Source organism: Neoaquamicrobium microcysteis (genome assembly GCF_008180155.1).
Taxonomy (GTDB): domain Bacteria; phylum Pseudomonadota; class Alphaproteobacteria; order Rhizobiales; family Rhizobiaceae; genus Aerobium; species Aerobium microcysteis.
The window spans coordinates 119,443-133,625 of record NZ_VSZS01000065.1 but is presented as its reverse complement, the minus strand read 5'-3'; the positions used below and the strand labels follow the sequence as shown (position 1 = coordinate 133,625).

The 14,183-nt window shown below is 64.3% G+C and carries 16 protein-coding genes and 2 tRNA genes; 6 read left to right on the top strand and 12 right to left on the bottom strand.

Annotation, left to right across the window (positions count from 1 at the left end; genetic code table 11):
- Positions 1 to 42: 42 nt before the first annotated feature.
- The gene (locus FY036_RS16005) at positions 43 to 1,122 is read right to left on the bottom strand and encodes a TRAP transporter substrate-binding protein (RefSeq protein WP_148915747.1); all 1,080 of its coding nucleotides are present in this window, start codon (positions 1,120 to 1,122) and stop codon (positions 43 to 45) included.
- Between the two features lie 167 nt (positions 1,123 to 1,289).
- Between FY036_RS16005 and FY036_RS16000 the strand changes: the two genes are divergently transcribed.
- Positions 1,290 to 2,198, top strand: a complete 909-nt coding sequence (locus FY036_RS16000; protein ID WP_148915746.1) for a LysR family transcriptional regulator — start codon at positions 1,290 to 1,292, stop codon at positions 2,196 to 2,198.
- 7 nt (positions 2,199 to 2,205) lie between these two features.
- On the opposite strand, the gene FY036_RS15995 is transcribed toward FY036_RS16000, so the two are convergent.
- Together FY036_RS15995 and FY036_RS15990 are read right to left on the bottom strand one after the other, a co-directional pair.
- On the bottom strand, positions 2,206 to 2,643 hold the full coding sequence (locus tag FY036_RS15995; protein ID WP_148915745.1) for a RidA family protein: 438 nt from the start codon (positions 2,641 to 2,643) through the stop codon (positions 2,206 to 2,208).
- 18 nt (positions 2,644 to 2,661) lie between these two features.
- Positions 2,662 to 3,924: a D-amino acid dehydrogenase gene (locus FY036_RS15990; RefSeq protein ID WP_148915744.1), complete on the bottom strand. Its 1,263-nt coding sequence runs from the start codon at positions 3,922 to 3,924 to the stop codon at positions 2,662 to 2,664.
- A 147-nt stretch (positions 3,925 to 4,071) separates the two neighbouring features.
- On the opposite strand from FY036_RS15990, the gene FY036_RS15985 reads away from it, so the two are divergent.
- Positions 4,072 to 5,244, top strand: coding sequence for an alanine racemase (locus FY036_RS15985; protein ID WP_148915743.1), 1,173 nt, complete (start codon positions 4,072 to 4,074; stop codon positions 5,242 to 5,244).
- A 136-nt stretch (positions 5,245 to 5,380) separates the two neighbouring features.
- On the opposite strand, the gene FY036_RS15980 is transcribed toward FY036_RS15985, so the two are convergent.
- Positions 5,381 to 5,827, bottom strand: a complete 447-nt coding sequence (locus FY036_RS15980; RefSeq protein ID WP_148915742.1) for a hypothetical protein — start codon at positions 5,825 to 5,827, stop codon at positions 5,381 to 5,383.
- A gap of 102 nt (positions 5,828 to 5,929) precedes the next feature.
- Between FY036_RS15980 and FY036_RS23815 the strand changes: the two genes are divergently transcribed.
- Together FY036_RS23815 and FY036_RS15975 are read left to right on the top strand one after the other, a co-directional pair.
- Positions 5,930 to 6,100, top strand: a complete 171-nt coding sequence (locus FY036_RS23815; protein ID WP_161601151.1) for a hypothetical protein — start codon at positions 5,930 to 5,932, stop codon at positions 6,098 to 6,100.
- Between the two features lie 57 nt (positions 6,101 to 6,157).
- A complete protein-coding gene (locus tag FY036_RS15975) occupies positions 6,158 to 6,886 on the top strand; it encodes a DUF6602 domain-containing protein (RefSeq protein WP_148915741.1) in 729 nt (242 codons plus the stop codon).
- Positions 6,887 to 7,302: 416 nt separating this feature from the next.
- Here the strand turns inward: FY036_RS15975 and FY036_RS15970 are convergent.
- Together FY036_RS15970 and FY036_RS15965 are read right to left on the bottom strand one after the other, a co-directional pair.
- A tRNA-Gly gene (locus FY036_RS15970) sits at positions 7,303 to 7,376 on the bottom strand.
- A 24-nt stretch (positions 7,377 to 7,400) separates the two neighbouring features.
- Positions 7,401 to 7,485 (bottom strand) — tRNA-Tyr (locus FY036_RS15965).
- 200 nt (positions 7,486 to 7,685) lie between these two features.
- On the opposite strand from FY036_RS15965, the gene FY036_RS15960 reads away from it, so the two are divergent.
- Positions 7,686 to 8,501, top strand: a complete 816-nt coding sequence (locus FY036_RS15960; protein ID WP_148915740.1) for a TrmH family RNA methyltransferase — start codon at positions 7,686 to 7,688, stop codon at positions 8,499 to 8,501.
- A 182-nt stretch (positions 8,502 to 8,683) separates the two neighbouring features.
- Here FY036_RS15960 and FY036_RS15955 read toward each other — a convergent pair whose 3' ends face one another.
- Genes FY036_RS15955 through gcl form a run of 3 tightly spaced genes read right to left on the bottom strand, consistent with a single transcriptional unit; the run spans position 8,684 to position 12,172 of the window.
- Complete coding sequence (locus FY036_RS15955; RefSeq protein WP_148915954.1) at positions 8,684 to 9,571, bottom strand: 2-hydroxy-3-oxopropionate reductase; 888 nt, start codon at positions 9,569 to 9,571, stop codon at positions 8,684 to 8,686.
- Entirely contained in the window at positions 9,567 to 10,379 is an 813-nt protein-coding gene (gene hyi, locus FY036_RS15950; protein ID WP_148915739.1) for a hydroxypyruvate isomerase, read from the bottom strand. Before hyi ends, FY036_RS15955 begins: the two co-directional genes overlap by 5 nt.
- 11 nt (positions 10,380 to 10,390) lie before the next feature.
- Positions 10,391 to 12,172: a glyoxylate carboligase gene (gene gcl / locus FY036_RS15945; RefSeq protein ID WP_148915738.1), complete on the bottom strand. Its 1,782-nt coding sequence runs from the start codon at positions 12,170 to 12,172 to the stop codon at positions 10,391 to 10,393.
- 181 nt (positions 12,173 to 12,353) lie between these two features.
- Between gcl and bhcR the strand changes: the two genes are divergently transcribed.
- Positions 12,354 to 13,184 carry an HTH-type transcriptional regulator BhcR gene (bhcR, locus tag FY036_RS15940; RefSeq protein ID WP_148915737.1) on the top strand — a complete coding sequence of 277 codons (831 nt, stop codon included), beginning with the start codon at positions 12,354 to 12,356 and terminating at the stop codon, positions 13,182 to 13,184.
- Positions 13,185 to 13,211: 27 nt separating this feature from the next.
- On the opposite strand, the gene FY036_RS23810 is transcribed toward bhcR, so the two are convergent.
- From FY036_RS23810 to FY036_RS15930, 3 genes are all read right to left on the bottom strand, one after another.
- Positions 13,212 to 13,388 carry a hypothetical protein gene (locus FY036_RS23810; RefSeq protein ID WP_161601150.1) on the bottom strand — a complete coding sequence of 59 codons (177 nt, stop codon included), beginning with the start codon at positions 13,386 to 13,388 and terminating at the stop codon, positions 13,212 to 13,214.
- Positions 13,389 to 13,549: 161 nt separating this feature from the next.
- Positions 13,550 to 13,849: a HigA family addiction module antitoxin gene (locus FY036_RS15935; protein WP_148915736.1), complete on the bottom strand. Its 300-nt coding sequence runs from the start codon at positions 13,847 to 13,849 to the stop codon at positions 13,550 to 13,552.
- A gap of 11 nt (positions 13,850 to 13,860) precedes the next feature.
- The gene (locus FY036_RS15930) at positions 13,861 to 14,142 is read right to left on the bottom strand and encodes a type II toxin-antitoxin system RelE/ParE family toxin (protein WP_148915735.1); all 282 of its coding nucleotides are present in this window, start codon (positions 14,140 to 14,142) and stop codon (positions 13,861 to 13,863) included.
- Between the last annotated feature and the right edge of the window lie 41 nt (positions 14,143 to 14,183).

Below are 14,183 nucleotides of genomic sequence, written 5' to 3'. Positions count from 1 at the left end.
ATACGACCGGCCGGCCCGCAGGCCGGCCGCTGACCCGCTCGATCAGTTCTCGGGTGCAGTCAGGCCGACCACCTTTCCGACGGTCTGGTTCCATTCCACGACGCATTCCGTTCCGCAGTCGGAAGCCCAGTTCGCCAGCACGGATTCGCGCATGATCTCGGCGTGGCGCGCCATGTCGGCGTCGCTGGGCGTGATCGTGGTCATCTCGCGGCCGGCTTCGGCCTTGATGCCGAACTGGCAGCTATCCGCGCCCGCATTGCAGTCGAGGCCGTCCTGCAGGTCGAGACCGCCCTGCTTCCACGCCATCTCTTCCAGCACGCCGAACTGTTCCTCAAGGAAGGCCTGCGTCTCCACGGGCAGCCCATTCCACCAGTCCAGGTTGGCCGCGGTGAAATTGATGGCCCAGCCGCCGAGCGGAATGACCATCTGGCTGTCCAGCACCTCCCACCAGCGCGCATTGTTGGCGTTGGACGGACTGGTGATGCCGCAATCCGCGACGCCGTTCTGCAACGCCGGAAGCGCTTCCTCCCACGGAATCGTCACCGTGACGGATCCCAGCTCTTCCATGTAGTCGGACATTGCCTTGGCCCAGACGCGGACCTTCTTGCCCTTGAAGTAGTCGAGATCGGTGATTTCTCCGCGACACAGGATGACCTGCATGGTGTTCGGACCGGTGGCGAGCAGCTTGAGGTTCTCTACTTCTTCGAGTCTCTTGGCGACTACGTCGCGATAGGCTTCAACGGCGGCACGGGCCTCCTCGACCGTCACGCCGATGCCCGGCAGGTCGATGCCCGCGAAGCGCGGATCGTCGGCCGCGATCTGGTTGAAGGCGCCGTTGACGACGTTGACGACGCCCTGCGTCGCCATGCGGGTCGCCTCGACCATATCGATGCCGGCTTCGTTGTGCGGGGTCGCCTCGACCGTGATCTTGCCGCCGGAAGCCTCAGGAAGCACCTGCTCGTAGAAGGGCTTCTGGACCTGCTTCCACGCATTGACGTTGCTTGGCGCCGCGATGACCGCGAAGGAAAGTTCTTCGATCTCCTGCGCGTGGGCGCCGCACGAAAGTGCAGCAAGACAGACGACGACGGCCGACGACGACTTCAACAATCTTCTCATGCTCATCGGAAACTCCCATTGGTTGAACAACTGTCGGTTGCCGTCGCCTGCGAGGTTTTCCCACCCTCGTTCTACTGCGCGACACCAGCAAATTCAGCAATTGGACAGTATCGGAATAGGATGATAAAAACTAATTGGAAAAAACAATTGCCTTGCATTGAAAAAGTCAATCGATGCGCTTTACGCTCGCCCAACTCGAAGCCTTCCACTGGATCGCCCGCCTCGGCTCTTTCCAGGGCGCGGCGCATCAACTCAATGTGGCCCAGCCGACGATTTCTTTGCGCATCCGCGAACTGGAGCAGAACCTCGGCGTGACTTTGTTCGAGCGCGTCGGGCGCAGCGTGCGGCTGTCCAGCGACGGCGAGGTCCTGCTGGAGCTCTCCGGCAACGTTCTGTCGGAAGCGCGTCGCATCCAGGAGCGCGTCGGCTCGGCCACAAACGTGCAGGGACTGATCCGGCTGGGCGTGCCGGAAACGTTTGCCCTGGCGTGCCTGCCGGAGCTGATGCGGTTCCTCGCCGTCGAGCACCCGGGGCTGCGCGTCGAACTCGCTATAGGCACCAGCACGCAGCTTTCTGAAGACCTGGAGGAAAGGCGCATCGATGTCGCCGTTCTCGGCGACCCGAAGGAGAACCTGCGGCTACGCACCATCCCGCTCGGTCATCACACGATGAAATGGGTCGCGCATGAATCGTTCGACCTGCGCGAGCCCGTACGACCTGTCGACTTGCGAGGGCTCCCGATCATCTCGACCCCGCCGCCTGCGCCGCAATTCGGCGCGATCATGGATTGGTTCCGCGAGGCGGGCCTGACGCCACTGCACGTCAGTTCGTGCTCCAGCGTCGCGGTCATCGCCGAGCTCGTCAGCTCCGGCGTCGGCGTCAGCCTGCTTCCCGTCTCCATCGTCAAGCGGGCAGCGCGCGCCGGGCGGGTCAGGTTGCTCAATGCGACCCCGCCGGTGCCTTCCTCGCATCTGTTCATCAGCTACCGCATCTCGGACGGCGGCGTGAACATCGACGCCGTCGTCCGCTCGATCACGGATGTGCTGGCTCGCGTCCCCTTCCTTGAAGAGAGCAGGCGCTGACCGGCTCTCAGTCGCGCAGCGGCTTGTAGGCCGTCGCCTTGATTTCGATCCGGGTCACGAACATGAAGTCGTTGCGCAACACGGCACGGGTGGGCTGCGTCGTGGTGAAGAACTGCTTGTAGACGTCGTTGAAACCCCAGAAATCCTGCGGCTCCTTGAGCCAGACGATCATGTCGATCACGTCGTCAAGGTTGCAGCCGGCGCAAGCAAGGATGCGACCGAGCTCTTCCAGCGTGCCGCGCGTCTGCTCTTCGATCGAGCGATGCTGCGCGCCCGATCCATCGTCGATCATCTCGCCGTCCTCGTCATAGACCACGCTGTCGCGGCCGAAATAATGATCGCTGATGCCCGAGACGATGACGAAATCCCCGGCGCGCACGGCCAGCGAGATCGGCACCGGGGCGTTGCCGGGAAAGCCGAAGAATTCGACGTCGGATGTGGCCATGGGGTCCTCCTCAGGGGTCTACCGGAAACGAGCGAGCGCGAAAGGCTCGGGTGGGACCGGCGGATCGCGCCGGGCGATGATGTCGACAAGCAGGCGCGCCGACCCGCAGGCGCCGGTCCAGCCCTGCGGGCCGTGACCCGTGTTGACGTAAAGGTTGGCGAAGGGCGTCGCGCCGATGACTGGTCGGCCGTCCGGCGTGGTCGGGCGCAGGCCCGCCCACACGAAGGGCTCGCCGTCGGCGAGGCAGTCCTCCATCGCGGGGAACAGGCGCACGACGTTCGCGGCGATCGCCCGCCAACGCCTGGGGTCTGGGCGGTCGTCGAAGCCCGTGATCTCCGCAGAGCCCGATATGCGCAGGCTGTCGCCCAGCCTGATGAGGCCGAAGATGCGCGAGGTATCCATGATCGCGCCGGTTATGGCGCCCGGCCAGCGGCGCGCCGGCACAGTGATCGACAGGCCTTTCGTGGGGATGACCATTGGCCGTATACCCAGGGGAGCGAGAAGCCCGCCGGTCCACGATCCCGTCGCGGCGACCACGGCGTCATAGACCTCTTCGCGGCCGTCGATGCGCACGGCCTCCACCCGCCCGGGCGCGGTGCGGAAACCGTCGACCTTCGCGTTCAGCCTGAAGGTGACCCCGCTCGCCTGCAGCAGCTTCGCTATCGCGCGGGCGAAGTCGCGGCAGAGCCCGGCCAGGTCGCGTGGATAGCTCACGGCGCCCGCCAGTGTCCCGCCTGCCCCGGCCAGCGCCGGCTCGAGCGCCACGGCCTCGTCACGGCTCACGACCTGCGCGGGAAACCCGGCGCCGGCAAGTCCTTCCACCAAACGCCCCGCCTTCCTGAACGCCTCGGCGTCGGAATAGATTTTCAGCATCGCCCCTTTCGCTCGTGAGAACGCGATGTTGTGCTCGGATGCGATCGCCTCCAGCCTGTCGATGCTGAGCATGGCGAGCCGCAGGCTGGCGATCGTGCTGTCGCGATACGCCTCCGCGCTACACGCCTTGAGGAAGTGGAGCCCCCAGCGCGGCAGGTTCGGCAGCTGCGAAAGCCGCACGAGCAGCGGCGCGTCGTCGCGGCCGAGCCAGGACAGCAGCTTCAGGGGCATGCCGGGCGCTGCCCACGGCTCGACCTGGCTGGCACCGACAACGCCGCCATTGGCGAAGCTCGCGCGCTCGGCGACATTGCCCGCAGCGTCGACCACCGTGACCTCGTGGCCGTCGCGATGCAGCTCGTAGGCGGTCATCGTTCCCACGATGCCTGCGCCGATCACCAGAATGTGCATCGCCCTTGTCCTCGCCGGGAGGCTTCGACCTCGGTCGCAAGCCGCGGCAGACGCTAGGTGAGGCTGACGCCCAAGACAAATTTGAATTTCAAACCGGTACCAATAAGAAAAGCAAATTCATATACTTAGATTGACATTACCTCCAGATTGGAAGGAGATTGCGGGACTGCCATCGCGACGGAGACCGCCATGATGCCGCCTGCCTGGAACGCCTCGCTTGTCGGCGCGAGCCGGTCTGCCGACCGGCTCCACACCCCTGCGCTCGTGCTCGACCTCGAATGCTTCGAGGTCAATGTGGCGCGCATGGTGACGATCGCGCGCAGCGGCCAATGCCGGTTGCGGCCGCACGTGAAGGGGCCGAAGTCGACCGCCGTGGCCAAGGCGCTGGTGACGGCCGGAGCCGAAGGCATCGCCTGTGCGACGGTGTTCGAGGCCGAGACGATGGCGGGCGCCGGGCTCGACGACCTGCTGGTGACGACGCCGCTCGTCCAGCAGTCCTCCATCGAGCGGCTGGTCGGTCTTGCCGGGTGGCGCAAGGTGGTCCTGGTCGTCGACCATCCCACAGCCGCCGAGGCACTGTCGCGAGAGAGCGTCGCCGCCGGGCTGGTCATTCCCGTGCTGGTCGACGTCGATGTCGGCCAGCGGCGCACCGGTGTCGGCACCGAGGCCGATCTCGTCGCGCTTGCGATGCGCGTGAACGACCTTCCGGGGCTGCGCTTCGGCGGCATCCAGGCCTATTACGGCCATCTGCAGGGGGTGGCCGACCATGCGCGTCGCGACACGCTGGCGCGCGAGCAGCTGCAGCGCCTCTCGGCCATGGTGGCGGAGCTGCGCCGGGCCGGGCTGCCCCCCGAAATCGTGACGGGCGGCGGCACCGGCACGGCGACGAGCGATGCGTCGAGCTGCATCTTCACCGAACTGCAGCCGGGTTCGTTCCCCTTCATCGACGCGGCCTACGAAAAGGAGGATCTGGCGGGGGACGGTACCGCCGGGTTCCGCCCTGCCCTGTTCGTCGCGTCGACCGTGATCAACGCCGCCCAGCCGGACCGCGTGACCATCGACGCCGGCATGAAGGCGATCCCCACCGATGGGCCGGCGCCGCGCGTCGTGCGGTCGGCGCTGCGCTATGAGATCGCAGGCGACGAGTTCGGCTTCCTGTACCCCGCCGAAGGCTCCGAAACCCTGCCCCGCCTGGGAGACCGCGTCCTCATCGTGCCGCCGCACTGCGACACCGCGCTGAACCTGCATCGCTGGCTTCACGTGGTGCGCGACGGGACGGTGGTCGACATCTGGGAGATCGAGGCGCGCGGTGAATGGTGAGCGCCCCGCTCCCGGACACCAATTCCTCAACGGAGGATACGCCCCTTCAAGCGTGACCATGAAGGGGGAATGGGTCTGAGATTGTTCAGCCGCCGAACCGGAGAGGCGGCGATGGGCTGGAAAGCGAACCGGCCGGTCACGACGTGTCGGGCGCGGGGCTGAGATGCGGTGCGCCAAGCGCCACCGCCGCGAGCCTGAGCAGGGAATCGAGCGCATCGCGCAGCGCCGGCATACAGACGCACGGCGATACGGCGGGCTCGGCGCTGGCCAGCCTGCATGATGCGACAAGCAGCCTTGCCTGCCTGTCCAGTTGCCGGGCCAGCGCGCGAAGGCTGGCCGCGAGCCTCATGGCCTCCGCCGGACCTGTGCCCGCAGCCACGACCTGCATCGCCCCGCATGGCGCGTCGCCTTCGACGAAATCGTGCGCCACGACCTCGGCCTGCCGCAGCAACCACAAAACGAGGCTGCGGACGACGGGCGACCGCCCGGCGGCGCGCTCTGCCAGAACCGCAAGCGCGCAGAGAAGGGCGACGATGCGGCCGAGCGCTTCCCGCTCCTCCTCCAGTGCATCGTTCCAGTCCATTTGCCGTCGCTCCGTTGTCTGGCGGGCATTGTCCGGCAGGTGCGGAGCGAGGTGGACAGGATTTTCGGCACGCTGCTGACTTATGCTGACAACGGGATTTGAATGGCCGCGACCGGGCGCGATACGGGGACGGGGATTTTGGAGTGGATTCCACACTGGCAGCTTTCATCTGGCAAGATCAGAAAGCTGACGCTTTTCGGTATCGGCGAAGCGGGCACGAACCAGCATGTTGCCGCAGAGGTGGCCTCGCATTGGATGCGGCGGCAAGATTAGCTGACTAGCTCAATTTCTTCCGAACTGATAACGATTTGCTCAAAGCAGGAGGGGACATTGGGTAAGACTATTCAGCTTGGTATGCCGAGGAAGATTGAGCCGCTTTTCACGAGAGTGTCGGCGGTCAAGGATGGGCTTCTGGCGGCTCATAAGGCAGGAAGTGGTTCGCCGAATGAGGTGATTGGGAACGAACGTGAAGTCTTCATTCGGAACTACCTCGAGGCCGCATATCCCAAGCCGTTTCGCTTTGCTGGAGGTTTCGTAACTGACTCCGAAGGTCGGAAATCGGGCCAGCTGGACATTATCGTTGAGAAGTTCCACTCAATCAGCTTCCCCGCGCAAGCGGGAAGCAGCGAGCGGCTGTATCTGGCGGAAATGGTCTCTGCAGCAATCTCGGTGAAATCCAATCTTTCTGCCCAATGGAAGCAGGTCACCTCAGAGATCGATAAGCTTGACCCTGTGAAATCCGACCCCACTGGCTTTTTCCAGGTGAACGCACACTCCGGAAGTGTACCGTTTTTTGTCCTCTCCTATAGCGGAGCGCAAACTCTAGAATCGCTTGGGGAAAAATTAGATGCGCTTCCTAAGAACAACTGCTTGAAGGCTGTGGCGGTGCTCGACTCAAACATCTTCGCAGTTCAGACCTCACCCAACAGGTGGGTCTGCAACCAGGATGAATCCAGCTTCTTTTACTTCATTGCCCAACTGCATGATGAGATTACTCGCAATTTCACCGTCGCAGAGAGCATCTGGAAGTACGCCTGCGAAATTACGGACCATAAATAAGGTCAGAACAGCTCTACCGATTGCAGATACTGCGCCCATGGGATTTTCTCGCCAGCCGCGAGGTTTTAGGGCGCTCATGTTTGTCCGCCGTCTCGTGAGAATTGGCAGCCCCCATGACTCCCGGAACATGCCGATCGACCGCGTTTTTCCGGCCGGCATTCCGGAAGCGGATGTGTAGATTTCGGTCGACGACATCGTTGAAGGCGATACTGTTGGTGCCCCGCAGTGGCTCGCTGACACGATCGGAATGTCGCGTTCCACTCAAATTCGTCGCCATAGTCTTGTTCGCGACGTCAGCTTTAATGATTGCAAAGGAGCGTCTTGGAACGGCAAAAATGGCGTCGAAAGCTGCCAGCAGCCAACTACACGCAGCAGATGCGCAGCCCCGGCATCCTGATGCTCTGTCCTTGGAAATCTGGAGCGGGTAGCGGGAATCGAACCCGCATATTCAGCTTGGAAGGCTGCTGCTCTACCATTGAGCTATACCCGCCTGAGCCATGGCTCCGATGCGCAGTGGTGGAGGGAGTTGGATTTGAACCAACGTAGGCATAGCCAACGGATTTACAGTCCGTCCCCTTTAACCACTCGGGCATCCCTCCGTTCTGCGCCGGAGCCATGCGACGTGGCACATGCGGGATCGTCGTTGAAGGTCTTGCGACCGCCGTCGAAAATCCGCGAAGCGCCTTATGGCGGTATGGGTCCCGGCTGTCAACCGGCGCGGGCGGCAAATTCCAGACGAATTTTCGCGTGCCGTTCGCTGCCCGTATGCAAGCCCCGGCAGCACCGCTATAGAGACGCCATGAAGAAAGACCCCAAGTCCGGAACGCCCAAAGACACCCACTATGCGCGCCTGCGCCGCGCGCATCGCGACCGCGTGCATCAGGAGGGCGAGCGGCCCGGCGACGGGCTGGTGCAGCTCTACGGGCTGCACACGGTTCGCGCCGCGCTCGACAACCCGGCGCGCCGCCTGCGCCGCATGCTGGTGACGCGCAACGCGCTGGCGCGGCTGGAGCTTTCCGAGCCGCTGTCGTTCCCCTTCCCCGCCGAGATCGTCGAGCCGCGCGACATCGACAGGATCGCCGGCACCGATGCCGTGCATCAGGGCGTTCTGGTGGAGGCCGAGCCGCTGAAGCCCAAGCCGCTGTCGGCGCTTTCCGACACGCGGCTGGTGCTGGTTCTCGACCAGGTGACCGACCCGCACAATGTCGGCGCCATCATGCGCTCGGCGGTGGCCTTCGGCGCGGGCGCGCTCATCACCACGGGGCGGCACAGCCCGGCCGAGACCGGCGTGCTCGCCAAATCCGCCTCCGGCGCGCTGGAGCATATCGACCATATCGAGGTGCGCAACCTTGCCGACGCGCTGGGCGAGCTGCACGAGGCGGGCTTCCAGACCATCGGGCTCGATTCCGAAGGGCCTGCCGAACTCGAAAAGAGCTTTTCGGGCGAGCGGATCGCGCTGGTTCTGGGCGCTGAGGGCAAGGGCCTGCGCCAGAAGACGCGCGACACCGTCACCACGCTCGCCCGCCTCGACATGCCGGGCGCGATCCGATCGCTCAACGTGTCGAACGCGGCAGCCGTGGCGATGTATGCGGCGGGAAAGTACCTCGCCGGGTAGGGCCTACGCGCCCGGACGGACATTCTGCGCCCACACCCCCTCCACCGCCTTCGGCGATTCCCCTCCCGCGCTTCGCAGGGGAGGAACCCAGGTCGGGGACTGCCGCAACGGGGATCCTCCTCCGTTTACGGGTAAGGTGGCGCGAAGCGCCGGAGGGGGCGTTTTGACGAAAGCCTCCTGGCCTACGCGCCGATTTCGTGGCCGGCCAAGCGCTCCAGCGCGCGCACCAGCGCCGAATGGTCCTGCGACGCATCGCCATCGGCCGCGCAGGCGTTGAACAGCTGCTGCGTCGTCGCCGTGTTTGGCAGCGCCACACCGAGCGCCCTTGCCCCTTCGAGCGCCAGGTTCAGGTCCTTCTGGTGAAGTTCGATCCTGAAGCCGGGATCGAAGCTGCGCGCGATCATCCGCTCGCCGTGAACCTCGAGAATGCGCGAGGCGGCCAGCCCTCCCATCAACGCCTGACGGACCTTTGCCGGGTCTGCGCCCGCCTTGGACGCGAACACCAGGGCCTCGGCCACCGCCTCGATGGTCAGCGCGACGACGATCTGGTTCGCGACCTTGGTGGTCTGGCCGACCCCGTTGCCGCCTACGAGCGTGACGTTCTTTCCCATCGCCTCGAAGATGGGCCGTGCGCGCTCGAAGGCGGCTTCCGGCCCGCCGACCATGATGGTCAGCGAGGCAGCCTTCGCGCCCACCTCGCCGCCCGACACCGGCGCGTCGAGATAGGTGCAGCCGAGCGCCTCGATGCGCTGCGCGAACTCCCTCGTCGCGATCGGCGAGATCGAGCTCATGTCGATCACCAGCTTGCCGGGTGACAGGCCCTCGGCGACCCCGCCCGGCCCGAAAAGAACGTCTTCGACCTGGGGGGTATCGGGCACCATGATGATGACGACGCCGGATGCGCGCGCCACGGCCGCATGGCCCGAAACCGTGGCCAGACCGGCGGCGACCAGCTCTGCAGGCGGCTGCTTGCGGTGGTCGGACGATACCAATTCAAAGCCGGTTTCGAGCAGATGCCCGGCCATGTGCCTGCCCATGATACCAAGGCCGATAAAGCCGATCTTTTCAATGGTCCGCATCTTGCAGCCGCCCCTTGTGTCCGAGGGTTCCGGAAAGCCACCCAAGCCCCTCCATAGTGCCGCCCTTCGGCCGGTACTCCGCCCCTACCCAGCCGGCATAGCCGAGCCGGTCCAGGTGATCGAACAGGAACGGAAAATCGATCTCGCCCGTGCCCGGCTCGTGGCGGCCGGGATAGTCCGCGATCTGCACATGTGCGATGCGATCGAGGTTCTCCTCTATCGTGCGGGCGAGATCCCCCTCCATGACGTGCATGTGGTAGATGTCGTACTGGAGAAAGAGGTTCGGCGAGCCGACAGCCTCCATGATTTCGAGCGCCTGGCGCGAGGTCGTCAGGAAGAAGCCGGGCATGTCGATCCGGTCGTTGATCGGCTCGATCAGCAGCCGGATGCCGGCGTTTTCCAGCCTGTCGGCGGCAAATTTCAGGTTTTCGACGAAGACGGTTCGCGCTGCGTTCCGGTCGATTTCGGCGGGTACGATGCCGGCAAGGCAGTTGACCTGTCCGCAGCCCAGCGCCCTGGCGTAGTCGATCGCGGTCTCGATCCCGCGGCGGAACTCGCCCTCGCGGCCGGGCAGCGCCGCAATCCCGCGCTCGCCAGCCGCCCAGTCGCCGGCCGGCAGGTTGAACAGGGCCTGCGTGAGCCCGTTGCGCCGCAGCCTTGCGGCGACCGCGTCGATCTCGTGCCCGTAGGGCGAGACGTATTCGACGGCGGTGAAACCTGCGCCTGCGGCCGCGTCGAACCGATCGAGAAAATCGTGCTCCTGAAAGAGCATGGACAGGTTGGCTGAAAATCTCGGCATGGTTCCTCCCCTCAATCCAGCAGCGCTATGGCCGTCGGTGCGTCCTCGTTGCGCTCGGCCAGTTCCTCGAACTCGACGATAGCGTCGATCTCCGCGCCCATCGAGATGTTGGTGACGCGCTCGACGATGAACTCCAGAACCACAGGCACCTGAAACTCGTTCATCAGCCGCTCCGCCTCGGCAAAACCGGCCGCGAACTCTTCCGGCCGCCGCACGCGCACCGCCTTGCAGCCCATGGCTTCGGCGACCGCTACGTGATCGACACCGTAGCCGACTTCGGCGTGGCCTACCGTGTTGACGTTGTCGAAGGCCAGCGACACCTCGAAATCCATGTCGAACCCGCGCTGGGCCTGGCGGATGAGACCGAGATAGGCGTTGTTGATAACGACGTGGATGTAGGGCAGCCGGTGCTGCGCGCCTACCGCCAGCTCCTCGATCAGGAACTGGAAGTCGTAGTCGCCGGACAGCGCCACGATCCTGCGTTCGAGGTCTGCCGCACGCACGCCGAGTGCTGCGGGCAAGGTCCAGCCGAGCGGACCGGCCTGCCCGCAATTGATCCAGTCGCGCGGGCGATAGACGTGCAGGAACTGCGCGCCCGCGATCTGGGACAGGCCGATGGTGGTGACATAGGTCGTGTCACGGCCGAAAGCGCGGTTCATCTCCTCGTAGATGCGCTGCGGCTTGAGCGGCACGGCGTCGAAATGCGTCTTGCGCTTCATGGTCTTCCTGCGCTCGCGGCACGCGCCGGCCCAGCCCGACCAGTCGCGCAGACGGCCCGCAATCTTCCACTCGGTCGCAACGTCGAGCAGCGTCTTCAGCGCCGCGCCGGCATCCGACACGACGCCGTAGTCTGGCGCAAAGACGCGGCCGATCTGGGTCGGCTCTATATCGATGTGAACGAACTTGCGGCCTGCCGTGTAGCGATCGACCGAGCCCGTGTGGCGATTGGCCCAGCGGTTGCCGACACCCAGGACGAAGTCCGACGCCAGCATGGTGGCGTTGCCGTAGCGGTGCGCCGTCTGCAGCCCGCACATGCCGGCCATCAGCGGGTGATCGTCCGGGATCGTGCCCCAGCCCATGAGCGTCGGCACGACGGGCACGCCGGTGATCTCGGCAAACTCCGTCAGAAGGTCAGACGCATCGGCGTTGACGATGCCGCCTCCGGCGACGATCAGCGGCCGCTCGGCCTCATTCAGCATCGACAGCGCCTTTTCGGCCTGCGCCCGCGTCATGGCAGGCTTCCAGACCGGCAGCGGCTCGTAGGTGTCGATGTCGAACTCGATCTCGGCAAGCTGGACATCGATGGGGAGGTCTATCAGGACCGGACCCGGCCTGCCCGAACGCATTAGGTGAAACGCCTTCTGAAACGCCATCGGCACCTGATAGGGCTCCATCACGGTAACGGCCCATTTGGCCACCGGCGCGGCGATGGCCGCGATGTCGACCGCCTGAAAATCCTCCTTCGAAAGACGCGCGCGCGGCGCCTGGCCGGTGATGCAGAGGATGGGTATGGAATCGGCAGACGCCGAATAGAGCCCGGTAATCATGTCGGTGCCGGCGGGCCCCGACGTGCCGATGCACAGCCCGACATTGCCGGCTTTGGCCCGCGTGTACCCTTCGGCCATGTGCGAAGCGGCCTCGACATGACGCGCCAGGATGTGGCGGATGCCTCCCCTCCCCTTCAGCGCCGAATAGAACGGGTTGATTGCCGCGCCTGGCACGCCGAAGGCGCAGGACACGCCCTCACGCTCCAGAACCAGCACTGCGGCATCGACGGCACGCATCCTCGCCATGACAACCTCCTCGGACATCCCTGATTTACCGGAAGCATGTCGCGCCATTGCGGATTTTGCAATTTTTCTGGAAAAGTTTTTTACGATACGATAAAATCGGTTAAATGCCTGGTTGGCAACGGATTCCCATTTTCTGCCGTGGGTGCCGTGTCGCTGCAGGAAATATTCTCACGAGGTGACCATGGCCGCAGAACGGGAAGAAAAGCGCCAGCGCGGCAGGCCGCGGTCGTTTCACGGCCCATCGGATGCGGGCTCCATCCAGTCGCTCGACCGCGCGATGAACATCCTCGCGCTCGTTTCCGCCGGCGACGGGCTTTCGCTCAGCGAGGTGTCGACGGCGTCGGGATTGCCTGCTTCCACCACCTATCGAATGCTGACCACGCTGGAGACGCATGGGATGGTGGAGTTCGACGGGACGGACCAGCTCTGGAGCGTGGGTGCGGGCGCGTTCCGCATAGGCGCTGGCTTCCTGCGCCGCCGGAGGCTTGCCGACAGGTCGCGCACGATGATGCAGCAGATCATGCAGCAGACGGGCGAGACGGCCAATCTGGGTGTGGCGCAGGATGGCGAGGTTGTCTTCATCAGCCAGATCGAGACGCATGAGGCGATACGCGCGTTCTTCCGGCCGGGCGCCACCAGCCCGCTGCACGCATCCGGCATCGGCAAGGCGATCCTGTCGCACCTGCCCGAAAAGGCGGTCGCGGCCATGACGGCCCGCGACGGGCTCGAGGCATACACGCCGGCGACGCGCGCACGGATGCCGGAGCTACTTGCCGACCTGGCGGCGGCCAGACAACGCGGTTACGCGCTGGACGACGAGGAAAGGTTCGTGGGCATGCGATGCGTTGCGGCAGCCATATTCAACGAGTTCGGCGAACCTATAGCCGGCATCTCGGTTTCCGGTCCGTCGGTGAGAGTGACGCAGGAAAAGGCCGCACTGTTCGGCCCGCTGGTGGCGGAAGCCGCAGCGTCGATCACCGGGGCGATCGGCGGAACGCGGCCCTCAAACTGAAACCATTTTCGCGCCCAGCAATCGCGGTCAGACCAGACCGCCGATGTCCGTCACCTGGCGCAGATAGAAGGCGAGCAGCACGAACCCTGCGACGGCGGCCACGCCGCGCCAGTCGATCTCGGCCTTGCCCGCTTCCCGCACGATCTGCATGACGAGATAAACGGCAGCGGCAAGCGCGAGAGTGAAAAGAACGATCCTGATCATGCCCGATGCTCCCTGCCGGAAGGTTTGTCACACGTATATGGGGACGATTGCCGGAGAACTGAAGGATTTCGCTTTAACGCCGCCATTCAGGAGTTCTGATCGACGGCATCGACGAACTCATAAATCCAGAGGTCTGCCGGCTCCCAGTCAGCTTGTGCGGTTCAAGCTGCCTGTGAAGATTGCAACGGCTCAATTGCGGACACGTCCAATTCGCGCCTGATCTGCTCCAACTCGTACGAATACTGCAGGTTCATCCAGAATTCAGCGGTGTTTCCGAAAAACCGCGAAAGACGCAAAGCGGTGTCCGGCGTCAATGCCGTTTCACCCTTCACCAAGCGCTCGATGCGCGTGCGCGGCACGCGAAGCTGACCGGCAAGCTTGCCCGCGCTCATTCCAAGCGGATCAAGAAACAGCTCCTTCAGCACTTCGCCGGGGTGTGCCGGATCGACAAGATGAATCATGGCCATGTCCTTCAATGATAGTCCACAATTTCAACATCGGCAGGGCCGTTATCCGTCCACAAGAAACAGATGCGCCATTGGGCATTTATCCGAATGGAGTGTTGCCCTTTCCTGTCGCCGCTCAATTCCTCAAGATGGTTCCCGGGTGGAAAACGCAAATCCTCCAGAACCGCCGCAGCTTGCAGCGCCGAAAACATGGCGCGCGCCCGCTTTACCAGATCACTGGGGAAGCCTTTTCCGAAATCGCCGTTTACAGCTTGAGCGGCCAGCTTGCCCTTGGCGCTCTGGATCATCGCACATATGTATCATGCAATGATACATCAAGGCAACGGCG